The sequence below is a fragment of the Paenibacillus sp. FSL K6-2859 genome, assembly GCF_038008265.1.
GTDB classification, from domain to species: Bacteria; Bacillota; Bacilli; order Paenibacillales; family Paenibacillaceae; genus Paenibacillus_AQ; species Paenibacillus_AQ nitricinens.
This window is the reverse complement of record NZ_JBBOYU010000001.1, coordinates 2,377,909-2,403,385: the sequence shown is the minus strand read 5'-3', so window position 1 is coordinate 2,403,385 and position 25,477 is coordinate 2,377,909. Positions and strand designations below refer to the sequence as shown.

Annotated in this window: 21 protein-coding genes; 6 read left to right on the top strand and 15 right to left on the bottom strand. The window is 42.9% G+C overall.

Annotated features, from left to right (window positions below; translation table 11 throughout):
• Window positions 1-25 precede the first annotated feature (25 nt).
• A complete protein-coding gene (locus tag MHB64_RS10360; RefSeq protein ID WP_341134356.1) occupies window positions 26-1,912 on the top strand; it encodes an LTA synthase family protein in 1,887 nt (628 codons plus the stop codon).
• Window positions 1,913-1,978: 66 nt separating this feature from the next.
• Here the strand turns inward: MHB64_RS10360 and MHB64_RS10355 are convergent, their stop codons facing one another.
• Window positions 1,979-3,700: a glycoside hydrolase family 13 protein gene (locus MHB64_RS10355; protein WP_280786932.1), complete on the bottom strand. Its 1,722-nt coding sequence runs from the start codon at window positions 3,698-3,700 to the stop codon at window positions 1,979-1,981.
• A 272-nt stretch (window positions 3,701-3,972) separates the two neighbouring features.
• On the opposite strand from MHB64_RS10355, the gene MHB64_RS10350 reads away from it, so the two are divergent.
• The gene (locus MHB64_RS10350) at window positions 3,973-4,968 is read left to right on the top strand and encodes a LacI family DNA-binding transcriptional regulator (protein ID WP_094870975.1); all 996 of its coding nucleotides are present in this window, start codon (window positions 3,973-3,975) and stop codon (window positions 4,966-4,968) included.
• A gap of 39 nt (window positions 4,969-5,007) precedes the next feature.
• Here the strand turns inward: MHB64_RS10350 and MHB64_RS10345 are convergent, their stop codons facing one another.
• Together MHB64_RS10345 and clpP are read right to left on the bottom strand one after the other, a co-directional pair.
• Window positions 5,008-5,214 (bottom strand): hypothetical protein, encoded by a 207-nt coding sequence (locus tag MHB64_RS10345; protein WP_042193575.1) that lies wholly within the window; start codon window positions 5,212-5,214, stop codon window positions 5,008-5,010.
• 21 nt (window positions 5,215-5,235) lie between these two features.
• Entirely contained in the window at window positions 5,236-5,817 is a 582-nt protein-coding gene (clpP, locus tag MHB64_RS10340) for an ATP-dependent Clp endopeptidase proteolytic subunit ClpP (protein ID WP_341134355.1), read from the bottom strand.
• Window positions 5,818-5,916: 99 nt separating this feature from the next.
• Between clpP and MHB64_RS10335 the strand changes: the two genes are divergently transcribed.
• The gene (locus tag MHB64_RS10335; protein WP_341134354.1) at window positions 5,917-6,852 is read left to right on the top strand and encodes an RNA polymerase sigma factor; all 936 of its coding nucleotides are present in this window, start codon (window positions 5,917-5,919) and stop codon (window positions 6,850-6,852) included.
• A gap of 574 nt (window positions 6,853-7,426) precedes the next feature.
• On the top strand, window positions 7,427-8,317 hold the full coding sequence (locus MHB64_RS10330; RefSeq protein ID WP_280786935.1) for an NAD-dependent epimerase/dehydratase family protein: 891 nt from the start codon (window positions 7,427-7,429) through the stop codon (window positions 8,315-8,317).
• A gap of 423 nt (window positions 8,318-8,740) precedes the next feature.
• Here MHB64_RS10330 and MHB64_RS10325 read toward each other — a convergent pair whose 3' ends face one another.
• Window positions 8,741-10,423: a methyl-accepting chemotaxis protein gene (locus MHB64_RS10325; protein ID WP_341134353.1), complete on the bottom strand. Its 1,683-nt coding sequence runs from the start codon at window positions 10,421-10,423 to the stop codon at window positions 8,741-8,743.
• 346 nt (window positions 10,424-10,769) lie between these two features.
• On the opposite strand from MHB64_RS10325, the gene MHB64_RS10320 reads away from it, so the two are divergent.
• Window positions 10,770-10,943, top strand: coding sequence for a hypothetical protein (locus MHB64_RS10320; protein WP_179281627.1), 174 nt, complete (start codon window positions 10,770-10,772; stop codon window positions 10,941-10,943).
• Between the two features lie 247 nt (window positions 10,944-11,190).
• Here MHB64_RS10320 and MHB64_RS10315 read toward each other — a convergent pair whose 3' ends face one another.
• The gene (locus tag MHB64_RS10315) at window positions 11,191-11,649 is read right to left on the bottom strand and encodes a DUF2798 domain-containing protein (protein WP_094870919.1); all 459 of its coding nucleotides are present in this window, start codon (window positions 11,647-11,649) and stop codon (window positions 11,191-11,193) included.
• A gap of 152 nt (window positions 11,650-11,801) precedes the next feature.
• Here MHB64_RS10315 and MHB64_RS10310 point away from each other — a divergent pair, with 152 nt between their 5' ends.
• The gene (locus MHB64_RS10310; RefSeq protein WP_094870921.1) at window positions 11,802-12,218 is read left to right on the top strand and encodes a MarR family winged helix-turn-helix transcriptional regulator; all 417 of its coding nucleotides are present in this window, start codon (window positions 11,802-11,804) and stop codon (window positions 12,216-12,218) included.
• 359 nt (window positions 12,219-12,577) lie between these two features.
• Here MHB64_RS10310 and MHB64_RS10305 read toward each other — a convergent pair whose 3' ends face one another.
• From MHB64_RS10305 to MHB64_RS10260, 10 genes are all read right to left on the bottom strand, one after another.
• Window positions 12,578-13,621, bottom strand: coding sequence for a YeiH family protein (locus tag MHB64_RS10305; RefSeq protein WP_094870923.1), 1,044 nt, complete (start codon window positions 13,619-13,621; stop codon window positions 12,578-12,580).
• A gap of 231 nt (window positions 13,622-13,852) precedes the next feature.
• Window positions 13,853-15,832: an ATP-dependent DNA helicase gene (locus MHB64_RS10300; protein WP_256989856.1), complete on the bottom strand. Its 1,980-nt coding sequence runs from the start codon at window positions 15,830-15,832 to the stop codon at window positions 13,853-13,855.
• Window positions 15,833-16,038: 206 nt separating this feature from the next.
• Window positions 16,039-17,544, bottom strand: a complete 1,506-nt coding sequence (locus MHB64_RS10295; protein WP_341134352.1) for an alpha/beta hydrolase family protein — start codon at window positions 17,542-17,544, stop codon at window positions 16,039-16,041.
• Window positions 17,545-17,973: 429 nt separating this feature from the next.
• On the bottom strand, window positions 17,974-18,939 hold the full coding sequence (locus tag MHB64_RS10290; RefSeq protein WP_341134351.1) for a pectinesterase family protein: 966 nt from the start codon (window positions 18,937-18,939) through the stop codon (window positions 17,974-17,976).
• Between the two features lie 27 nt (window positions 18,940-18,966).
• Complete coding sequence (locus MHB64_RS10285) at window positions 18,967-19,857, bottom strand: dienelactone hydrolase family protein (protein WP_341134350.1); 891 nt, start codon at window positions 19,855-19,857, stop codon at window positions 18,967-18,969.
• Window positions 19,858-19,868: 11 nt separating this feature from the next.
• Complete coding sequence (locus MHB64_RS10280; RefSeq protein ID WP_341134349.1) at window positions 19,869-21,230, bottom strand: glycoside hydrolase family 28 protein; 1,362 nt, start codon at window positions 21,228-21,230, stop codon at window positions 19,869-19,871.
• A 22-nt stretch (window positions 21,231-21,252) separates the two neighbouring features.
• Window positions 21,253-22,374 (bottom strand): glycoside hydrolase family 88/105 protein, encoded by a 1,122-nt coding sequence (locus MHB64_RS10275; RefSeq protein WP_341134348.1) that lies wholly within the window; start codon window positions 22,372-22,374, stop codon window positions 21,253-21,255.
• Between the two features lie 42 nt (window positions 22,375-22,416).
• Window positions 22,417-23,520, bottom strand: coding sequence for a glycoside hydrolase family 88/105 protein (locus tag MHB64_RS10270; RefSeq protein ID WP_341134347.1), 1,104 nt, complete (start codon window positions 23,518-23,520; stop codon window positions 22,417-22,419).
• Between the two features lie 41 nt (window positions 23,521-23,561).
• Window positions 23,562-24,437, bottom strand: coding sequence for a carbohydrate ABC transporter permease (locus MHB64_RS10265; RefSeq protein ID WP_094870936.1), 876 nt, complete (start codon window positions 24,435-24,437; stop codon window positions 23,562-23,564).
• A gap of 21 nt (window positions 24,438-24,458) precedes the next feature.
• The gene (locus MHB64_RS10260) at window positions 24,459-25,418 is read right to left on the bottom strand and encodes an ABC transporter permease (protein ID WP_094870938.1); all 960 of its coding nucleotides are present in this window, start codon (window positions 25,416-25,418) and stop codon (window positions 24,459-24,461) included.
• Window positions 25,419-25,477 lie beyond the last annotated feature (59 nt).

Below are 25,477 nucleotides of genomic sequence, written 5' to 3'. Positions count from 1 at the left end.
TTTGCACCAGAGAGGATGATATCGAGTGAAAAAAGATTTTCGGATAAAAAATAAGCCCTTTCTAATCTTTAGCTTCGTCCTGCTCTTAAAATGCGCAGTGGCCTGGTTCGTGGTATTTAGTGACGGACCTAATTGGAGCATGCTGCTCACAGAGATTCCGTTCTTCTTTATCGTATTTGGACTCATTGAGTGGATGGCTTCCAAGCGGAAGTTTCTGTATTACATGATTGCGAACTTATTGATTTCAGTAATTTATTTTGCTGTCCTTATGTATTACAAGTATTACGGAGTCATTGCTACCTACCACGCCTTACAACAAGCGGATAAAGTTACCAAGGTTGGAGAAAGCACATATTCTTTGCTGGACCCTTATTATTTGTTCATTTTTGTGGATATTGTAGTCTTCATGTTCTTTATGTTCCGTCCCAAATATATTGCGGCCTGGAAAGAAAGAGGCATGAACCGGCGTATGAACCGAACCGCCTTGCTTGGGATCATTAGCGTTTCCCTGGCGATCTGTGTCTTTAATGTTTGGCCGAATCATGCCAGTATGAACGAGAATAAAAAGGCAGAGAGTATGGGGATTCTCAATTACGAGGTATATACCATCTTTGCTGACAGCACAGAAAAGCAAGAAATGATCGACAGCAAAGAAATTACGCAGCAGGCTGTGGACGCTACAAAGGGGATTACGGAGCCAGTCTCTCCGAAGTTTTGGGCAGCGTCTCAAGGTAAGAATCTCATTGTAGTGCAAATGGAATCTTTTCAGAATTTCCTGCTTGGCTTAAGCATCGACGGACAGGAAGTGACTCCCAATCTAAATAAGCTTATAGCAAGCGAACATTATTTCAATAACTTCTATACGAATGCGGGGCAAGGTACAACATCAGATGCAGAGTTTGTAGTGAACACCTCGCTATATGTTCCTCATCACGAAGTAGCTACTTCCTCCAACTATATGACTAAAGAACTTCCCAGCCTGCCTAAGCTGATGAAAGCTAACGGATACAATACGGCCACCTTTCACACCAACAGCGTAGAATTCTGGAATCGTAAAACTTTATATAAGGTGCTGGGCTTTGACAAATACTACGATCAGTCCTTCTATGGAGATGATGATCATATCGCATTTGGTTCCTCCGATGAAGTGCTGTTTGCCAAGACGGTTCCTGAATTAAGCAAAATGGATGCTGAAGACAATCCTTTTTACGCGATGGTCATCTCTATGAGTGCTCATCACCCTTATAAAATGCCTGAATCAAAATATAAGATGACGCTGCCTAAGCGGTACGAAGGAACCTTAGTCGGCAACTATATTTTAGCCCAAAATTATGCGGATTACGCCATGGGACAATTCCTAGACGAACTGAAGTCCAGCGGGTTATGGGAAGATAGCGTGATTGTCTTTTACGGAGATCATCAAGGTGTATCACTGTACTCTCTTGATGGCAACGAGAAATCTTTAATGGAGGAAATGGTCGGGCATGAATATGGATATACCGATATGTTCAATGTTCCTTTCATTGTTCATGCCCCAGGCTTAGATCAGCCTACTGTGTACACTCAAACCGGCGGTCAGATTGACATCTTACCCACTGTAGCTAATCTGTTAGGCATTTCTATGAAGGATCAGCTCCACTTCGGAGAAGATCTGATGAATCAACAGACCAACCTGCTGCCGGTTAGACATTTTCTTCCCACTGGTTCTTTTATTAATGACACAAGCTTGTACTTGACGGGTGTCGATTATGATGATGGAAATAACTATAATCTAATCGATGGATCTGAAACTGAGGGCGGTTCGACAAAAGAACAATTCGATGCCGTTCAGCGGCTGTTGAATATGTCTAATAGTTATATTCTGCAACGGCCGGATTTATCTTCTACGGAGGATGGCGGACAGAGCAAATAATTGATATAAACGCAAGAATGCCCTTCAGCCATTGGCCGAGGGGCATTCTTGCGTTTATTAAAATAATTAAACCGTTGTTGCAGGCACACTTTCACGAATTGCCTCTTGCTCTACTGGTGCGTTAACCAGCATATACACACGAGATTCGTAAGGGCGTAATGCCACTGTCTCGATCTTCTCGGCAGGGTCAGCTTCATAGTTATTCAACAGCAGCTCACTGGAGTCAAATTCCAAGTCAAACGGAAGATCGAACAGTGCTTCCTCTGAAGTCAGGTTTGACATGACCAGTAATTTCTCATTGCCAAGTGTACGAGTATAAGCGTAGATTCGTTCATCTTCAGGCAGGATCAAATCATAGGTACCATAAACGGTAATAGGATTAGCAGCCCGAAGTGCGATTAGTTTTTTATAATGATGATAGATGGAATCAGGGTCCTGCTTCGCACGCTCCACATTGATCTCCGTGAAATTAGGATTAACCTTCATCCAAGGCTTGCCGCTGCTGAAACCAGCATTCTCAGAGTCATCCCATTGCATTGGCGTTCTAGAATTGTCGCGACCGTTCTTCCAAATAACCTCCATGACTTCTTCATGTGATTTTCCGGCTTCTGTCTCTAAACGATACAGGTTCTTCATCGCCACATCATCATAATCATCCATCGAATCAAATCGTACATTGGTCATTCCAATTTCTTGACCTTGATAAATAAATGGTGTTCCTTGCATTAGGAAATACATCGTAGCCAGCGATTTGGCCGATGCCTTCCAATACTCCCCATCATTTCCCCAAGTGGAAACTGAACGTGGTTGGTCGTGATTCTCGATAAAGAGTGCATTCCAGCCTCTACCCTCAAGACCTTTTTGCCAACGCGAAAGTGCTGATTTCAGCTGCAGAACATCCAAGCCACCTGTAACACTCTTATTCCAAAGGGCTAAATGCTCGAATTGAAAAATCATATTGAATTTGCCCTGCTCCTCGCCTACCCACATTTCCGCTTGATCGACACTGACACCACTGGCTTCACCAACGGTCATAATGTCATAACGATCAAATGTTTCCTGTTTCAGTTCCTGTAATAAATCGTGAATGCCTTCCCGATTCATATGACCCGCACCGGAGGAAACGAACGGAAGATGATCTGGATTTGGCAGATCAGGAAGACCTGAAATTTTCTTAATATGTGAAATAGCATCCACTCTGAAGCCGTCAATCCCTTTATCTAGCCACCAATTAACCATACCGTATAATTCCTTACGTACTTCAGGATTTTCCCAGTTGAGGTCAGGCTGTCTTTTGGAGAATACATGCATGAAATATTGCTCTGTAGCGGGGTCAAACTCCCAGATTGAACCGCTAAAAATACTCTCCCAGTTATTCGGTTCCTTTCCGTCCTTAGGATCTCTCCAAATATAATAATCACGTTTAGCATTATCCTTGCTTGAACGTGCTTCAACAAACCAAGGGTGTTCGTCTGAAGTATGGTTAATGACAAGATCCAGAATCAGCTTCATGCCCCGTGCATGAACCTCGCTTAATAGCTGATCGAAATCGGCCATACTGCCGAACTCCGCCATAATATCCTGGTAATCTGAAATATCATATCCGTTATCATCGTTCGGAGATTTATAAATAGGACAAATCCAAATGACATTGATGCCAAGGTCCTGTAAATAATCAAGTTTTGAGATGACTCCTTGTAGATCTCCAACACCATCGCCATTGCTGTCCATAAAGCTCCGCGGGTAAATTTGATACGCTGTGGCTTCTTTCCACCATGTTCTGTTCAATGTATGCAGCTCCTTCGTATTCATATACCCTCTCAGGAAAATATTTTCCTATCCAATTCACGAATTAGTGATTTTCATCATAAAAATTAAGATTATCCACTAAAAAACTATCTATTTAGGGTTTATTTAAGGAAATTATTTTCCTATGCGATCATTATAGGATCTTTTATTTTCCTGGTCAATAACAATCTTTTGGATTCTTGAAGCTATCCGTGATATGCTTGCGATATATTCTAGAACGAATACAAGATTGGAAAGTTATGGTGATATTCTTGAAGGTAAAAATTAAAGATATAGCCAAAATGGCTGACGTTTCAATAGCTACCGTATCAAGGGTTGTCAATAACAGCAAACCGGTAAACGAGGAAGTTCGTAAGCGTGTATTGGAAGCCATGAAACAATTGAATTACCGTCCTAATGTCATCAGTTCAGATGCAGGCAGATCGGATACACCTCTGATTGGTGTCATTATTCCGCAGAACAGTAATACCGTGCTTGATGATTTCAATATTGGCATACGTGATCTCGCCGAGCTATATGGTTATGATGTTTTGGTCGGGTTAACAGACGGAAGTGTAAATAGTGAACTTCATTATTTGAACTTATTCCACCATATGGGGACTGAGGGTTATATATATGTAGGCTCGGTTCCGAGTAAGGAGCATTTGGGGATTATTCAAAAATCCGGGTCACCTTGCGTGTTAGTCGGAGAACAATCTCAGATTGATTCGATCCCTTCTGTCCATCTGGATAATGTCACCGCTTCCTATGAAGCCGTTACTTATCTGGTTCAAAAAGGGCATAAAAGTATCGGCATGATCCGGGTATCTGGAGAGAATGCGGTGGGTGGTGCTCGTTATCGCGGATATCAACAAGCGCTGATGGATGCTGGAATAACCTTAAGGGAAGAATGGGTAGTAGAAAGTGGAATGGCTGTAGAAGATGGAAGCGACGCGATGCGCCGGATTAAGGATAGCGGGGAGTTGCCTACTGCGGTTTTTTGCTCCACAGATTGGATAGCTGTAGGGGCGATGAATTTTCTGATCGATAACGGCATTCGGGTGCCAGAGGATGTTGCGGTGTTCGGATTCGATAATAGCTTTATTGCTTCTGTCGTTCGTCCCAAGCTGTCCTCGGTGGAATATTCCGGAACGGAGATTGGAATGACTGCTACCCGGACCTTAATCAAGCTGATTAAAGGGGAGACTGGTATTCAGCATCATGCAAATGTAGCTCATTATTTGGCGATTCGCGAAAGTACGGGTTAGGGAAAACTTCCCTAACCCTATTTTTAAATCTGAGACTGGTTATTGTGTAAATCCTACACGGGCGCGTTCCCGTCCTTTAGTATCTAGTGTGATGGAACAGACGGAAGTCATGGGAATATAAAGCTCCTCGAATTCTGTCCGATATTTAATGAACTTCTCAGTTACCGTTTCCAAAATGCCTTTTCTAGCGTTAGAGCCATCTACAAAATAAATGGTTACCTCTTTGCCTTGCAAAGCTTCCAGCATCACTCACTTCACTCCTTCGTCCTACAGATTTGTGATGACTTTGTCGATAATCCCGTACTCCACTGCTTCATCAGCTGACATGTAATAATCCCGATCCATATCTTGCATTACCTTTTCCACCGTTTGTCCGGTTCGGTCCGCTGTAATTTGAACAAGCACTTCCCTTATCTTCAAAATACGTTTGGCTCTAATTGCAATATCACTAGCCTGACCCTGCGCTCCACCATGCGGCTGATGTATCATGATCTCACTGTTTGGCAATGCAAAACGTTTCCCCTTGGCTCCAGCTAACAATAGAAGTGAACCAAAGGAAGCCGCCATCCCTGTGCAAATCGTGTTCACCTGTGGTTTAATAAGCTGCATCGTATCATAAATACTGAGTCCCGCCGTTACGGACCCCCCTGGACTGTTGATATACATGTGTATATCTTTATCTGGATCCTCTGCCGATAAGAACAATAGCTGGGCAACAATACTATTCGCCAATTGATCCTCAATCTCAGCCCCGACAAACACAATTCGGTCTTTTAGCAGCCGTGAATAAATATCGTAAGATCTCTCTCCTTGATTCGTTTGTTCAATGACATAAGGAATGTACGCCATGCGTATCTGACCTCCATCCGTTAATATTATTTTGAAATCTACCCTGTAAACGGATTAGTCTTTGGAGAGGATACGGGATGTGGGGAAAATATTATTTTTATGATTGCGTATCTTATTTTCGAGCTCATTCGTTTATTATTAGAAGTAACCGAAATCACTTTACCGGAAAAGGGGTTATGCAGAGTGATCAGCCTTGAGAAGCTTAACGCCGGCCATGAACCGGATGAGAATCATACCATGTGTTTGCAAATGACCCTGAAGCGGTATTGCCTTGCACTGACACAATCCCCGTGGGAAGCCGAAGATTTGGTTCAGGATACGTGGGTCAAAGCACTGGGCTATATGAAGACTTCCGAACATTCGAAGCTGAAGAGCGATGATATGAACGATACAAGTCAAATGAACAACAATACAGATCATACAAGTCGTACGAATTTCAGCTCGCTAACGAATCATCCGAATCCTGAGGCGCTACTCCTGAGGATTGCCAGAAATACCTGGACAGATATTATGCGGCGAAAAGCCACGTTGTCACGGGTGCTGGAAATGGATCAACCACGGACAGAGGAAGCAGCAGGGTATGGTTTATTTGAGATTGAGGCTGCTTTTCAAGCCTTACAGAAGCATCTGTCTCCACTACAGCAAGCGGTCTTCCTGCTTCGCGATGTCTTCGAGCACTCCGGACTCGAAGCTGCGGAAATACTCGACACCACAGAAGGAGCCATCAAAGCTGCTCTGCATCGCGCCCGGCAAGCCCTCCCTGCAGTCAGACAAGAGCTTCTTCAATCTAACGGACCCTCCATTGTGCAGGATACGGAATTAAAGATTGCCTTGAATCGCCTTGCATCCGCCTATGAACAAGGGCAAATCGCCGAGCTGATTGAGCTTGTCCTTGCGGATGAAAGTCAAGAAACTGTTATGGCCGTGTCCAGCCAAAGCTTCCAAAGCTTCCAGAGCGTTCAGCCTTTCCAATCTGACGGATTCAGCTCTATGGGCTGGAACTATTCCGAGCCAGGAATGCGGATGGTGGCTTAGCCTTTCGTGACGCTATTTCGTAATACTGGACTACACTTAGCTAAATGAAGCACATTACGTTACGTTATAACCGAACAAATATTAGTTTTGAAAAGTGTGAGTTTGATGAGATAGGTAAGTTTTGTGAGTCAGGTCAGTTAGTTGTATAGTTGGGTGATGTTTTAGCTTTGAGCTAGTGACGTTGCAAAATGTGCAACAGAATCCATGAAATCAACGCTAAAAAATGAAAGTACTGCACTATCTGCAATAGATTTTTAATATAAGTGACTTTTAAGGCAATTTCTCATCTTTTGATTGTATAGAGTGCAATAGAAACTCTGTCTTATTTAGTTTAAATTCTATTGCACAAAGTACAATCACACGAATGAAATCTCCTTACATACCTTCATGCATAATTCATAATTCATAATTCATAATGCATAATTCATAATTCATAATTTATCATTTATCATTTATTTATCATTTATCATTCATCACCTAACACCTATCACTCTTTTAGGCACACCCCCGCTTATAAAAGGAAGACTTCATTTAGACTTATAAATATACATTAGTTGGTGAGGAGTGGCATGATATGAGGAAAATTCTTATCTTAGGCGGCACGCGCTTTTTTGGAAAAAGGTTAGTTGAACGATTACTACAGGATTCCGTAAACGACGTAACGATACTTACACGCGGGGAAACTAGCGATTCCTTTGGAGATCGCATCCACCGGATCCATGCGGACCGTTTCCAAGCCAACGAGCTCGCTCAGGCGGTAGGAGATACACTATGGGATGTCGTGTTCGATAATATTTGTTATTCACCGGACGAAGCGGATCAGGCATGCCGGATTTTTGATGGTAAAACGAAACGGTATATTCTCACCTCAAGTTTATCCGTCTATGATTTCAGCGAAGAAGCGCTGACCGAGGACATTTTCGATCCTAAAGCTTACCCTATCCGCCACGGAGGGCGAAATGATTTTACCTATCAAGAGGGAAAAAGACTGGCGGAAGCTGTCTTTATGCAGAAGGCCACCTTCCCAGTCGCCGCGGTTCGCTTTCCAATTGTGCTGGGAATAGATGATTATACGCGAAGACTTCATTTTCATATTGAGCATGTCCGTAATGAGTTGCCGATTGGTATACCGAATCCCGGAGCATATATCTCCTTTATCCGTTCAGATGAAGCAGCTGATTTCCTATATTGGCTCGGATGTAGCTCTACTATGACAGGACCGTTCAACGCTTGCTCAGACGGTACAATTAGAATTACGGATATTCTCACAATGATTGAAGAAGAAACGGGGAAGCACGCCAGCATCCAGAGCCAAACCGCGGACGAGCATATGTCACCATTCGGAATTGAACAATCCTGGTTTATGGATACGACCAAAGCCCAGTCGGCGGGGTACAAGTTTCTCAATCTAAAACACTGGTTCCCAGAGCTAGTCAGCTCTCTGAACAAAACCTACGAGGAATAACAGTCAGCACCTTAATAGACCCCTTTCACTCACTCATTCATCTACGCAACAAAAAAGCTGTCCCTTAGTAGATTTTTTCTATGAAGGAGCAGCTTTTACATTGTACAAAACCTCTGCAAATGTTCAGTTAACTGCACGCTATACAACTAAATCAGGCCAGCCAAGCTTATGTTCGACTTTAGTTGTATTCAGTGCAATTAAAAACTAGCTAAACACCACTGACAGCCATTTCTCGGAGAAATAACTGCACAAAGTACAACTAAACACACATAGAGGAGGTCACATCCTTTAATAGCTGTATTGAATACACTTAACGCACAAAAAAAGGTAGTTAGAAGGATCTCCCCTCTAAGCTACCCTTTACGTTACAGAATTAGTGAATCAAGTCGCTACCGATGTGCGGGCAGTCAATCAAACCTTCCCCTATGCGGAGATTGTCAAATAAGAGCGCTCCTCAAGCGTTTCATCGCCAGGTGAGTCACTGTCATCCCCAGCGATAATCTCGTCTACTATGTCCGAATTAATCTTGAAGACGTTGATTTCCTTGAATAATTTTTGCGAAATCTCATTAATCTCAACAGCTTGACGGGCAATGTCGTGGATCGCGTTGTCCTGTTGCACGCTAGAGGCATTCACTTCCTGAACCCCTGCCGCAGTTTCCTCAGCAATGGCTGCCACGTTGTGAACAGACTCTGCGAGTCTACGATTCATAGTCTGTGTCATATCTACCTTGTCATGGATTTGCCCAATCTGCTTACTAATCTCAACGATCGATTCATCTATCGCTTCAAATGAAGACAACGTTTCTGCCACTTTTTGATCCTGCTCTTCAAGGTTTCCTTTGGTCTCCAGCATATATTGCTGGAATTCATCCATCCCTGCTTGCAGTTCGTTAATAATCTGACTGATATGTACGGAGGATTCTTTGGTCTGATCAGATAATTGTCTCACTTCATCAGCTATGACGGCAAAGCCCTTTCCATAAGCTCCCGCCCGTGCTGCTTCAATCGCTGCATTTAGAGAGAGAATATTGGTCTGGTTTGAAATGTTTGTGATCGATTTGGTAATTCTGGAGATGTCCTTCGATTGGTCACTCAATTTGGTTAAAGCAAGATATACTTTATTCACAGACTCACGGGAGTGCTCTGATACCTCACGCAAGGCGATGACGGATTCAGAACCTTTTCGAGTATTGTGATTAGCGGTTTGACTGGTCGAGAGCATAACCTCGGTATATTCCGTAATTTCAAGAACTTCCCGTTCCAGTTCCTGAATCAAGCTTGCGCTCTGCTCAGATTGTCCGGCTTGCTGCTCAGCGCCTACAGAGATTTCCTGTATTGTGCTTACGATTTCTTGATTCGTATGAGCGGTAATCGATGAAGATTGTTGAAAAGAGTGCGAATAAGTCGCAAGCGAAGAAGCTACGGATTGAGTCTGCTGAAGCATCTCTCGTACCCGCAACACCATATGGTCAAAATGATGACTTAAACTTCCAAGTTCATCATGATATGGCGAATTAATCTGCTGCCGCAAATCACCCTCAGCAATTTTACGTAGAGCCGCTTGCAACTTATTTATAGGATTCAGAAAGGACCGAATTAGCATAACCGCAATAACAAGTGTGAAAACAAATACTAATAATGCGGCATAAGTCCCCATAGAACTGGTCAGATTTAACAAATCAAAAGAATAATCTTGGGCTCTTTCTGCGTTCTCTGCTGCTGCGATGTATAGTTTCTCATTAGTCTCCAGCATCTCTTTATTCATAGCCAATGCTTTCGTATGTAATTCATCTATTCGTTCCAGAACGGCCATGGGATCAAGCTGCTCGTCCTGTATCGTATTCACTAATCCGTCAAAATAACCCGTATACCCTCCAATTTGATTACGTAGCTGTTCTAACTCCTTAGACGCTGGCGAATCTGCCTCAAATTCCACTTTACCCAATTGTTCCATTAATTTTGTCTGTTTGTCCTTAAAGGGTTGGGTAAACTCTAAATCGCTAGAGCCTGCTAGAGAGGTTTCCACACCATTCATTTCTTGAAGCAGTTGAGTAATGCTGGATACTGTAATTCTTTTTTCCATCTCCATTTTTTGTGTTTCCATAGAGATTTCTACTTGATTGATTTTATAATTTTGGTATAGCGCTACCCCTAGAAAGAATAGTACCACGGCAGAAAAACTCAAGATCAACTTCCACTTCATTGATAGATGCATAGACCTAGCCTTCAACAATATCATCCTCCGTATAAAGCCTCATATGGCAATAGGTACTTTTTACTAATATCTAAATTGTAGAAGCTGTACATTAAATACCGGACACAGTTTTGTATGAGAAATGTAAATTTTGTCGAGTACACGTTCACAACTCTCCTATTGCCATTGACGTAACGTTAAGTGCTAAAATACTTCTCATAGCGCGCCTTATCAATCTTTAGAACAGAAGTTGTCTATGAGTGGATTTGTGACCATTGATAAGCTTTCTACACAAATCGGGCTGAAGAGTCGGACGTTGCGTCACACTGGGAAGCACAAGGATTATTTGAAAGTCACCGTGAAGTTAGCTCGGGTTGGCGGATTTATGATGAACACGCAATCCTTGCTATTCATATCACCGCTTTATTAAGAAAGAGGTAACGATAGTCCCAAGGGTAGCTGAAATGAGTATGTATTAAATCTGCTCGAACCTATAAAAAAGAAAGCATAGAACAAAACGCTCTCCTTTGCCCATCATGGCATTGGAGAGTGTTTTTATTCTCATCAAGAAATACGATGATAGCTTATGATTGACTCAGCTTTAACAGCTTCGCTAACACTCGAGCTATTTCTTTACGAGTCGCTGCAGATTTGCGTAATGGTGATGTAAACATTCTCTATGCAGTAGCTGGAGTAATTTTCACAAATATAAATCGTGTAAGAGGCCCGACTAATAGAATTTGCAGTGGAAGTGCAACAATGAAATTCTTACCTATTGCAGACAGATAAGCCATCGGTAGTTCTGAGGTGAACCCTACATGAAGAACTGCGCCATAGAAGGACATAAACAGCACCATTCCGGTTACCATAAAAAAGGAGATGAACATTATTTTTTTGATCATCGGATCATTCTCTTTTACCAGCTTATATGCGATCCCTTTCGCAACTTTACCTACAACAAAGACATCCAGAATAAATGCAATTACAAACGCAGGTATGTAGCCGATGATCACATCTTTAACTAATGTACCTGACCAGCCCTCCATCAGAGCTACATTGTAAATACTCATACCCAGCACCATCAAAGCACACATGATGAATGTAAATAATAATGCTTCTTTTTTGTTTCTTCCCATCTTGTTCTCAGACTCCTTAGTGTTCCCTTAGTATTGTTATATTGTCAACTCGAATTACAATATCACAGTGCCTTAAACTAAGTCAACCAAGTTGACAATAAATATATATGACTTATACTTGGATTAACGAACGATGATTTAGGAGTGTTCACATGGATAACCATCTGCAAGAAATGAATCTAATTGATTTACTCAGCGAGAAGCATCTAGCCTTACGTAAAATAGTGACCGACCAAGACCCTGACCAAATCAACAAGACAGAATCCCATATCCTAGCAGTTCTTGAAACACATCAAATGCTCTCGATCTCGGAAATCAGTAGAATTATTCATATTTCAAGACAGGGTACGCATAAGAGCATTCAAGGACTGTTATCCCGTAACTATGTGGAAGCCGCCCAAGTCAAAGGAAATCAACGTGATAAAAACATCATCCTTACCCAGAAGGGGATTGAATGCAATCAAAGAATGATGATCACCAAAATCGAATTAGAGCAAAAAATCTCTAACAAGCTTGGGGCAGCTAACGTAGAACTTCTCAAATCTTTGCTAAAAGAAGAATGGATTTAATCTCCAGCAAAAAAAAGACGCAGAGTTGCCCACCCTGCGTCTTTAAAAAGATTCAATTATTTTCCGGGAAATTGTCGTTAATTCGCTTTTAAAGCACAGTGATTGCATCCTACCCGTAACTTGCACTAAAGAATACTCCTTCATCAAGTTTTCCACTTCCGGCAATGGAATCCCTATACTTCTGTACCATCTACTCATAAGCAAATCTCTTGCATCTAAATCAATAAAATATCTGTAATTATTGCTGTTATCTTTAGTGGGCCTAACAATATCATGTTACTCGTATAACCTCAGTGTATCTGCAGTTACACCGAGAATAGAAGCAAATTCTTTTTTACAATTCAATAGTATGCAAAAAATCACGCCAGTCCAAACCAGTGAACTAGGGTAAATCCAACGAAAGACAATAAGACTGAACCTATAAGCCCTGCTGCAAAAGACTTCATCCCTAGTCGTCTAAATGCCGCCAAATCAACGTTTAAACCAAGTCCAGCCATCGCCATAGCGATTAGCATATAAGCAATCGTTACAATTCCATTTGCCACTGATGCTGATACGATCCCTAATGAGTTCAAACCACTGACAAGTAAGAAACCGAGGATAAACCAAGGAATAGGAATGCTTTTCCATGAGGCTTTGGATTGGCCGCCCTGCACCTTTCTTTCCGCACGATTCGTCCAAATCCCAATTATTATGGCAACCGGAACGAGTAAGGCTACCCGAGTCAATTTAACGATAACCGCCATATCTACTGCTGCATTCCCACCAGCATCTGCTGCTGCGATGACGTGAGCAATTTCATGTAAGGTAGCTCCTGAGAATACACCGTATCCTAGATCCGACAAGCCTAGAAAAGGATACAAAAAAGTGTATAGCAACGTGAATATTGTACCTAAAATAGCAACTATAGCTGCGCCAATAGCAGTTTCGTCGTCTTTGGCTTTGATTTGTGGAGCAATCGCCACCACCGCCGCCGCACCGCAGATCGCTGTCCCGCAAGCCGTTAAGATACCAAGTCGTTTATCTACCTTGAACAGTCGGGTAAGTCCGTATACAACTGGGATCGTAAAGCCGATTACAATAAGCGCCAGTAGAAATACCCGCGGACCTGCAGCAACAATATCCATTAAATTCAGCCGCATACCCAGTAGGATAATTCCTAGACGTAGCAGCTTTTTGCTGGAAAAATCAGTGCCCTGGGTGATCGTACCCGGCACTCCTACGGTTGCCCGCCAAATAATTCCGATTAAGATGGCAATGACCAATTGGCCCATAATAGAGAGAAATGGAAAGCCTGCTAAATATTTTGCGACTAATGCAATGATTAAGGTTAATCCAATGCCAAGTGCAAAACCAACTTGTTTCTTATTGTTTGATTGGTATAATCCCTGTGAATCCCCCATGTCGTATACACCCCTTGTATGAATCTCTAGATGACGGAGGTATGTAATTCCCTTCCCCCATGAATCAACAATAATACGCCATGGCTCGAAAGTTAAATACCAATATACTATCCGTAAGATTAGGAATCCTTATGCTTGAATTTACATAAAAAAAACTCCTTCGAGAAGCAGCATGCCGGAGCATCCACCTCACCAAAAGAGCGATTGTGTTCCTATATTAAATTTTAAAATTTATACTTCAAGCTTCTGAAGCTTAGTTCCCTTCGGGAGTACAGAAGTTATATACTCGTGAACGGGATGTTGTCCTTCAGCTTCCGCAAGTACCGTCACAATTCCTTGGTCCGTACCCGTTCTGATCAGACGTCCCATTCCTTGTTTAAGTCTTAGCAGCATGTAAGGTAAATCCACATCTTCAAAAGGATTGGAAGTCTCCGCACGTTTTGCCATAAATACAGGATCAAGCGGAGGATAAGGTAGCGACCAAATGATCACATTAGATAGTGAAGGTCCTGGAATATCTAATCCTTCCCACAGTGTCACCGCACAAAGAACACTATGCTCATCCCGTTGAAAAGCGGAGATCAGATAGCTGATCTCCTGATCCCCTTCATAGAGGAAAGAATACTTGCTGGATTCTGCACTCTGCGAGTTGAGCTGCTTGAACTGCAGAAGTTCTTCGCGAGTACGGAATAGTAACAGAGCCCTTCCTTCTGTCTGCTGGATAAGCTTCATAGAGATCTCCATTTTCTCAGCAAAATCACCGCTCCGAAGCTCTGGTACATAGATATTCATCTGGTGCTCATAATCATAAGGTGAGTCTACCGAGAAAGACAGGAAGTCGTGTATTCCAAGACTATCCTTCAAGTATTGGAATGATTTATCCACGGATAATGTAGCCGAAGAGAAAACGATCGGCATTTTTTGCGTGAACAAGCTATCTTGGAGTACTTCCTTAACATTACGGGGCATGACCGACAGTGTTAAGCCATCGCTATCTTCCGTCGCCCAGCAAATTAACGCACCTGAATCCTCAAACAATCTCAACGCGATTTCTATGGTCTCCAAACGTTCTTCGACTATTCGCAACTGATATTCATCAATCGTGTACAGTCCACTTTCGAATACTAATTCTTCTTCGATAGCAGCAATTACACTACGCATGCGATGCACCTCACGGATTAGCGACGCATTTAACGCAATGCTTTTTCGATCTGATCCAGGAATGGTGCGGCATTGACGACGAATATATTTAAACATCTGCTCACTTTGCATAATCGCTTCATCGATAAGTACCGCGAGCGTCTCACGAATCTCATTCTGTAGCAGACGAGAAATCAATTCTTCAAAGACGACATGCTTCATTTTATAGCCTAACGCCTTCATGGCGGCAGATTCTAACAAATGCCCTTCATCAAATACAACTGCACAATGCTCTGGAAGTAAAGGAATTTGCCCTTCTCGCTTACGCGCTTCATAAGTCCAGACATGCTCCATGTAATAATCGTGGGAACAAATGATCAGGTCGCTTGATTTCCGGTAATGATCACGGGACAACGTTTGTCCACAGCGATGACGCATATCACAAGTAAAACAATCCTGAAACGTATCCCAGTTAATCTTATTCCATTGTTCGTCGTTCAGATCTGGATAATCCCTACGGTCGCCATAGGCATGGAACTGCTGCATCGGTGCATGAGAATGTACAAAATCAGGTAAAGTACCATACAAACTCTCCAGCGGCAAGCTCCCATCATCATTGTTGCGAGCATGATCCAGCTTTTTCAGACACATATATTTATCTGGAGATTTCGCCAGCCTGGCATCGATATTCATATTCAGATGCTTCGCAAGCTTGGCAATATCACCCTCTGGCTTCACCAACTGCTCAATTAAGGACTCGTCCGCACAGGCGATAATCGCAGGTTTACCCATATACCGCGCATAGCAAATGCTATATAACAAATACACTAAAGTCTTACCCGTACCGACCCCTGCCTCAGCAAAAATCGTCTTCTTCTCAGCAAAAGCTCGCTCCACCTGAAACGCCATGTAAATCTGTTCATCACGAACTTCAAATCCTGCCTCAGGAAGAATTTCATAGAATACATCGCCGACCCATTCCCCTACTTGCTCCATAAAAGGTCTGGTCCGATCGTATTCAAAAGGATACTGTGTCGCCAACAAGCCTACCTCCAATATTTGATCAGGCATAGCTCGTATGCCATGAAAAATAGAATCAACGGAAAAACTCTATTATCTCATAACTTTGGAGGAATTACAAAGTAGTTCAATTGGAAACGTATTAAATGTCGAGTTTACTTAGACAAAATAAAAACTCCCCTTCAAGTAACGGTTATTTATCAAACCCCTGTCTACTTGAAGAGGTGCTTATCAAAATCAGCAGCCTGTTACGTAATTTATAATAGTGAGGTTACGAACTTCACCTCCGGAAAGCGGCTATTCGGTCCTTTCATTAAGATTCCGCCTTGATTTTTCAGATACAAATCGAAGAAATCAAGCATATAGGCATTGATAACGGAGTTTGCTCTTTCGGGAGCAATCTTTCCGGTAATGCCCAGTATTTTGAATATCGGAGAAATGAACTGTATGTCGGTAAAATTCAAATGCTCCGTATTTTTGATATAGAGGACCTGTCCCCCTTCGTCGACTGTTTGGCGCATCCGTTCAAGCTCCAACTTTTTATCTTCCGTTACTTTATCCTCCCACTCTCTTGTTGAGCCCATACGGTTAAGCTCTGAATCCGTGTAGACCCGGTTATCCATCACCATTTTTAATTTTTCAAATTCGCTTTCCGAGTTGATGAACAAAAACGGCTTACGCAGACCCTCTCTGTCACGCAAACGATAAAGCCCTCCATCAAAGTCTATTCCAACCGCGATTCGCGGATCGTAAGAAGCGTCATAGGCCGTCGCTCCGCCGATGGAATGACCGAATACACCGACATTATCGAGATCTATTCTCCCTTTTAGATGACTTGGAATCTTCCCCGATTGGATGAGCTCCAATTGATCCAGTACAAACGCCACATCGTCGGTTAAAACTTTACCTAACTTGTCGCGATTCCCTCTTTCCGTCTGGTAATCATGGTCAGGCGAGAATAAATCGTTGGTTGTGCTGGTCGTGATTCGACCGTCCGGAAACTCGGTTGCAAATGTATTGTAGGTGTGGTCAATCACTGCCACGATATATCCGTGACTTGCGAGATATTCAGCTTGCGCCGTGTGGAGGAACCTGGAAGAGCCGAAGCCGGGATTCGCAAGGATCAGTGGGTATGAAGTTTGTGCAGAAGAGACTTCAGCCCCCGAATACGCATGACTGGATACGTACTTTAGGTGTTGTAAAGTAAACCCGGGAAGGCCATAGTTCGTAGCCATATAACGTAAAATCTGGGTATCTGGAATAAAGGGAGCGTACTTGCCTGTGCCATCTTGAGCCGGATACCATACCTGAATCATCAATTCTCTCTTGCCTGTCGCGGTTTTGCTAAATGTTTCCTCCCGGTTTTGGTCTATGAAATGAAAGATTTTCGTGCCTACCTGCAACTCGCCGGATAGCGCCGGAATGTCGAATACAGGAAACACATATAGGAAGCACCCCGTTGCAATTAGCCCAATCACGATAAAAAAGCGGCCCAACACCCTACGAATTCGCGAGGCAGTCCGAGCGACTTTCCGCTTTATGAAAACGTCTGTAAGCGAAAGCATAAGCATCAGGATCGTAAATCCGTATAAAAATACAAGCTGAACCCTGTATCCTTCGACAAGCAAATGTATCACTAAAAAAATGGAGCCTGCTCCGCTTGTCAGGAGCAAAGCAGGTCTTCGAATACGTTGATTTAAAATGAACTGGAGTGCCAAAAAACTAACACTTGAAAAGAATAACAGCATTTCAAAAAACCTCACGACTAACTCCCCCTTTAAATTAATCCTATCAATGGATTAGTATAGAGAAGCTGCTAGGTTGATGCCATTGATCTAGATGACAGTCACCTAACACTTTTGTAAGGTTTCGTGACGAGGGCATTAACATTTAAAGCAAGCAAGATATTTTTAGTATTAGGCAAAAGGGAGGGGACAATCATGCATTGGAAAAAGTATTTTATTCTATTGCTGCCAACGATATTAATTGGGCTATTTTTATTTTACATTCTTCCAGCAATCCAAAGACCTTATGTTTTAATAGTTCCTATGGTATTTTGGTTGATCTATTACTCTTGGACATATTTCAAAAGAAAACAAAAGAATAAACGATAAAGAGCTCATTCATTAAAAACGGCAGCCTAGGACTTTGGTTCACTCGTCCAAGACTGCCTCTCTTTATAGACTAGTCAATTACAGTATCTGCTTCCAAAAATCCGTCCCAGCAAAAACAAACTCTTTATCCAGCGCTTCTTCCCCTTCCTCAAAGCAATCCGCCCAGGGAACACGTTGCTTTCGCACATTAGCAGCATCCTTCACGCCAAATTCCTGATAACTTACGGTTAGCTCATTAGCAACATTATTCCAGTTATCCCAGCCTAAAGAATGAATATGCGAGCCCATCTGACAACCCACAAATACAGTCTTAGCGTACTCACGCCAAGGACGTCCTAGAAACACTGGAGCAATATCAGGTTCGGCTGTTAAGAAGCAATTCTTGAAAATATAACCATGTGGTTGTCCCTCGGGTGTGGAGGCAGCTGTTATATACCCTGTATTGTTTTCATAATGACGTAAACTGCGGATTTCACATTGATCAAAATAAGCCGCTGCGCTACCAAAAATAAAATCAATCGTTCCTTCTATATAGCAATGCTGATACAACTGATGATACTGGGCATGATGTTCTCTCAGCGGAACACCTCCGAATGCCCCTCGCTCTCGAGGAGCAGGTGGCAAAGGCCCTGTGAACAACGTGTCTTGATGCCCTTTGAAGGTACAATCTCTGAACACGGTTTGGTCGCAATGGGCATAAACGGCTATCGCCTGACCAATATGTTCTCCCTGCCCAGCACTGTTGGTAATCACCAGGTTCTCTAAGACCAGGTTGGTACCTCCCAGAAATAACGTTGGTGTAGCAAACGTATTGATTTCTTCACCCGCTTCATCACGCTCTTTGGCATAACGATTCATGGTTATTTCCACGAGGCCAATCCCTATGATCGTTAAATAAGAACGATAAATCCTAACTGTCTCATTATAGATGCCTGACAAAATATAAAGCGTATCTGCCTGGTCCGGTGGCTCGCGCTCTAGCGAATCTATCGCTTCTTGAATGTTGTGATAGTCGCAAAAGGATTCTTTGCCTACTACTAGCATCGTTGGTTCAGTTCCCTTCTATGGATTTTATAGATACTTCGCCAAAAATCGCTGCCATAAAGTCCGCATTTCCACAGTCTCCATATGCCCGCCACTTGAAATGACAGGTTGCCAATGTTCTGATTTCCCTGCCGTTTGATAAGCTTCGGACAGCCCCTTATCCAAGAGTTCTACTCCTTCAGCGGGACATAGGCGATCATTTCTGCCTACCAGGCTCATTCGCGGGCGGGGAACAATCCGCTTTTGAATATCGAGCGTTGTGAAATGCTTCAATAGCCCGGGCACATAAGAATAGTAACCATGATGATCTAGTCCTCTTACAGCCATTAGGGTATGCGCATCTACTTGACCACAAATATCGACAATCACCCCGACTCGTTCATCTAATGCAGCCAGCCACCAGGCCATCAAACCACCCATGGACATACCGATTGTTGCAACTCGTGACGTATCAATATCCTCACGTCGGCACATGTAATCTAACATACGAATATTGTCATATAACATCATGCCCCACATGACCTGCCCCTGCCACAGCATTTCCTTCACTAACTCACTCTCCGTTTTGCCACCACGCTCATTAAATCCCCACATGTCGATACAGCAAGCTGCATACCCCAACTCCGTTAGCGTTTTAGCAAAAGAGGGCTGTTGCAAATAAGAACTACTCCGAATAAACTCATTGCGTCCATTCGCGTAATTCCCTCCATGAGAATGATTAAAGACAACTAGTGGAAACGGCCCTTCCTTATCCAAAGGGACTGCTACGTAAGCAGGCACCTGTTCAATTCCATTAAGATCCAGTAAAAGGGATTCCAGGCTATATCCGCCCCGCTCCTCTTGGTTCATCACAGTTACCGAAATCGGCTTATCCGCCGGAACATCACCTAACAGTTCCTTCAGTTTATCAGGCTCCATGGTTCCCTCCCTTACGGACACACCTTCTGTTCTGTGCGCGAAACTGTAACTTGTTCTACTAGTTTTTCTGGCTTGCTCGTGTTCTTCGAATGACAATTCATGATCTCTATGGCTTCGCCATTTTCAATATAAAAAGCAGGTCCTTCATGATTCTCGATGGTCACCAGATGAAATTGTACATCCCTGGCATTGCCCAGATAAAATCCGCGATTGTTCATGTTCTCGATCCCTGTCATCATATCCGGATGCCCGGGAACTGCATTGCGTGCCATCGAGATATCAATATTTGTAAAAGTAATCTCCGAAACATACTGCTCCGCAAGTCCATATAAGAATCCCGCAGATGCATGAACATTACGTGCGGTAATATTGGCGAAATGAATTCGTCTAAAGCATGGCGTTTCATCTGTAATCGGATAAGGATTTTTGTCCCATACATACTTCTCTTTCCCGCGAGGTCCACAGAAATAGTATAGATTTAGTGTGAACGGACAAATGACGTCTTCCATTACAATATTACTGATCCGAATATCTTCAATCGTCCCTCCGCGTCCACGTCTTGATTTCATACGTATGCCACGATCGGTTTGTTTAAAGACACAGTTACTGATGGTTACATTACGAATATCTCCGCTCATTTCACTTCCGAGTACAACTCCCCCATGCCCATGAACCATGGTACAATTGGTGATCGTGATATTTTCGCATGGAATGCGCTCTTTCGTATCTTCAGTTCCCGCTTTGATAGCAATGCAGTCATCACCCACATCAATATTGCAGTTACTAATCCGAACATTCATACAAGATTCTGGATTAATACCATCTGTATTCGGAGAATCAGCCGGGTTATTAATGGACAGATTATCAAGCGTCACATTGTAGCAGCCCACAGGATTAACGGTCCAGCTTGGAGAATTCACTAGCGAGACATCCTTAATCGTTACACGCTGACAGCTATCAAATCCAATCAAAGTCGGACGGGGGTACTTCAGCTCTTCAGGGCGGTTCCGAAATACATCCCACCATGCTTTGCCATTACCATTAATAGTTCCGCTTCCGATAATCGATACATTGACTAAACCTTTTCCATGAATACAAGGCGTATGAACCTGCTGCTTCACTCCTTCCCATCTACATTCCACAGCTGGGTAATTCACCGGATTCGTACTGAATGAAAGGATCGCTCCCGGATTTAAATTTAATTCAATATTGCTTTTCATAACAATCGCACCCGTATAGTAAGTACCTGCTGGCACATACACAGTTCCTCCACCAGCCTCACTTGCCGCTTCAATCGCAAGCGTAATTGCTTCTGTCGCTAACATCCCGCTATTCTTAAGCGCTCCAAAATCCTCAATATTATATACGGACATTTTATAGCCCTCCTATTCTATATCAGATCCAGCCTCTTAATTGCTCGTACTCCACACAAGCTTGCAAGAAAGCACCGACACCCTTTTGGTCGTTAGTGACAATAGGCTCGCTAATGTAATAAGCAAAAGTGCCGTCGCGTTGATCTGCTCCACCTAACCCTGCTACTTGGCAATTCTTATTTAGATTGACCCAGCCTTCTTTGGTTTCGAGTACAAATTCGGCGATAAGTCCTTGGAAGGCGTAATCTAACGGTTCGTACCAACTAGCCTCTAATACGCCTAATCGAATACCTTTTGCCATAGCGTACACTATCATACTGGAGGCGGAAGCCTCTAGATAGTTCCCTTTGCGTTCTCCCAGATTCATCACTTGATACCAGACTCCGGACTCAGTATCCTGATATTTCTTCACAGCAGATAAAGTATCGTTTAGAATACGCACCAGCTCTGGATAATCGGAGTGCCCACTCGGCAATAATTCTAGAACATCTACTAGAGCCATAAGATACCAACCCAGTGATCGCGCCCAAAAGTTAGGGGAGCAGCCTGTTTCGGGGTCACACCAAGGCTGAATACGCTGTTCATCCCATGCATGGTATAGCAGGCCTGTTTCCCAATCCTTCGTATGCTTCTCACACAAGATAAACTGTTTCGTCACGTCTTCAAGCCCCTGCCCTTCTTCAAAAGCTTGCAAGTAGGCTAAATAGAAAGGCGCACCCATATAAAGACCATCTAACCAAATTTGATAGGGATAAATATTTTTATGCCAAAAAGCACCTTCCAAGGTTCGCGGATGTGTCTCTAGTTGCTTTCTAAATAAAGCAGCCGCTTGTTTATATTTTTCCTGCTTGGTTTCTTTATATAGCGTAAATAATAATTTCCCGTTATTGATGTGATCGATATTGTACTCATCCAAATGATAGCCCTTAACGCTGCCATCCTCCTGAATAAAGTAATCCAGCTGACCTTGAATGAATTGCAGATACTTCGCATCCCCGGTTAACTTCCACAGCCATTCAAATCCATTCAATATGACACCATAGTCATAGGTCCAGCTTCCGTTGTAGCCTTTATCTTCATAGAGCTTTGGTGTCCTTGCCATGATAGAGTCAGCTGTACGGATTGCCCAATGTGATCTCTTCATCCCAACCCCCTGAATATCATTAAATTTAAGGATACACATGAATCACTCTTGGATTAAGCTCTCCATCTCAACACAAGCCATCACCAACGCGCCTACGCCATGTAAATCATTTTTAACTTTAGGCCGCGTGACGTAACTCTCGTAATCCCCGGCCGAAGTACCAATACAAATGTCTGGCAAGATTAATCTATCCTGCTCATCCCACTGAATGGTTCGGATTAACCCTTCATAACCTTTTCTAGCCGCGGCTGTAGCAACTTCCACATCGCTTACAACGCCATGCTTCACTGCTTTGGCAATTGTGTAGACGAATAAACATGAACCTGAGCTCTCCAGCCAATTATCCGGCTCATGCCCCTTATCTACGACCTGATACCAAAGCCCACTTACCGGATCTTGATAACGAATAAGGGCATCTACGAATTCTCGTAAAGTAGAAGATAATTCAGCTCGTGCTGGATCTTGGACGGCCAACAGATCAAGAAATTGTGATAAGGCGAGACCATACCAGCCCAGCGATCTGCTCCAGAATTCCGGTGAGCACCCTGTCTCCGGGTTTGACCATGGCATCCGGCGGCTCTCGTCCCAAGCATGATACAATAACCCGGTTGTCTCATCTTTCATATACTTACGCATTAACATCTCTTGATGGAGAACCGTATCACGCAAGCTAGGATCACCATAGACATTCGCATATTTTAACGAGAATACGCCTGCCATATAAAGCCCATCTAACCACATTTGGTTAGCATATTTATCCTTATGCCAATACCCACCTTCAGAGGTTTTGTTTAACGTAAGCAATAAATTCTTCAGCTTCTCCGCAGCAATGTGATACTTGAGTTTACCTGTCCGTTTATGAAGATTAAACAGCAGTTGTCCAGCTTGAACAGCATCCAGCTCATCGCGGGCGAAATAAAAGTTACCATATTCATCTACCAAATCATCCACGTATTCCTGAATATAGTTAATATAGCGGTCTTCTTGATCAGCCTTCCACATAAGCTCCATACCACACAGAAATACACCTTGATGGTAATGCCAACGATGTGCTGGAGGAAGCTCTCCCGCTCTATAAGTATCCATTAAAGAATCGCATGCCTTTTTTGCCCAATCCATTGGTGTTGTTGGTAACCTGCCAGTCATCTCCAAGCTCCTTCCAAAGAATAATCTCTCTCTTCCTCTTATTAGCCCTTCATAGAACCTAACATGGCACCTTTGGCAAAATGCTTCTGCAGGAACGGATACACCATGAGAATGGGCAGGGTAGCTACCACGATGACAGCCATCTTAATCGTTTGATCCGGTGGTGGAACGGTTGCATCAAGCGTAGCACTATGGTCCATACCACTTGCAAGGACAACGATTTGTCTGAGCAGCACTTGAATTGGCCATTTCGCACTATCATCCAGATACAGAATAGCGCTCATGTACGTATTCCAATACGTAACCGAATAGAACAATCCAATAGTCGCTAAGGCTGGCAGGGATAAGGGCAGGACAATCCGGAACAAAATGCCGAAGTCGTTGCAGCCATCGATTTTTGCGGATTCCTCCAAGCCCTCAGGGATATTTTGAAAAAAGTTCTTTAAGATAATCATGTTAAAAGCACTAATGGCTGAAGGTAGAATGAGTGCTGCATAAGAGTCGATAAGACCTAATTCCTTTACTACCAAGAACGTTGGAATCATTCCTCCATGAAATAGCATCGTGAATACGACCAGGAAGTTAACCACCTTACGTCCATCCAGATCTTTTCTAGCCAGCGCGTAAGCCATCAGAGAGGTAATAAACATACTGAAGATTGTTCCGATTACTGTGACCCCGATGGAAACTCCCATCGCTTTAAATAATGTGTTCGTAGAAAAAATGAACTTGTACGCTTCGAGACTCCATACTTTTGGAATTAGCACAAATTTATTCGCTGCAATCTCGGCACTAGTTGTGAAAGATCCTGCTACAACGTGCACAAAAGGGAGCACCGTCACCAAAGCAATAATGGCTAACAGCGTAAAATTTATTGCTGCAAAAATTCTACCACCGATTGTTTTATCCTCTACCATTTCGATTCCTCCTACAACGTATCAATAAACGCCTTCTTCTCCCATTTTCTTGGAGATTTTATTCACCGTCATGACCATGATCAAACCAACAATAGATTTAAAGAATCCAATGGCTGTGCTGTAACTAAACTGTCCTTGTCTTAGCCCTGCGGTGTATACATACGTATCAATAATTTCCGCGACCTCTCGATTCATGGAGTTAAGCAGCAGATAGACATGTTCAAATCCAAGATCCAGAACGGAACCGATTTTCAAAATAAACAAGGTGATAATTACGCCTCGAATCGCTGGAAGTGTAATATGCCAGACTTGTCTGAGCCGGCCAGCTCCATCCATACGTGCTGCTTCATATAGTCCTGGATCAATTGCAGCAATAGCAGCCAAATAAATAATCGTTCCCCAGCCCGCTTCTCTCCAAATGACCTGAATAATGTACATCGGTCTGAACCAGCTTGGGTTAAGCAGGAAGTTGATTTTTTCAAAGCCAAAATAAGCCAGCAGTTCGTTGACAATGCCTCCGTCCATCGTAACCATAACGAAGGAGATGGAGACGACGATAACCCACGACATAAAATGGGGTAAATAGAATAGGGTCTGAAACGTTCTTTTGAAAAATGTACCTCGAAGCTCATTCAGCATCAGGGCTAATATAATCGGTATTGGAAAATAAATAAGAATATTCAATCCAAACAGGATCAGTGTGTTCACTAAAATATTTAAGAAGTCCGGTTCTGTGAACAACCTGCTAAAATGCTTCATCCCTACCCAATTGCTGCCCGTGATTCCTTGGTAGGGCTTGTAATCTTGAAAGGCGATAATTAATCCATACATAGGTAAATATTTAAAGATAATAAAGTACAGTACACCCGGCGTTAGCATGACATAGAGCCATTTATTTCTCCACAGCCGCTTTTTTAGTTCACTGTTACTCTTATATATACGCTTTGGTTGTGGGGCTGGCTGTGCGGTGAGTTCCTGCATGGTTCTCTTCCTTTCTCCTTCTTTATTCAAACTTTTTATTTCACCATGAGTTTAAAAAA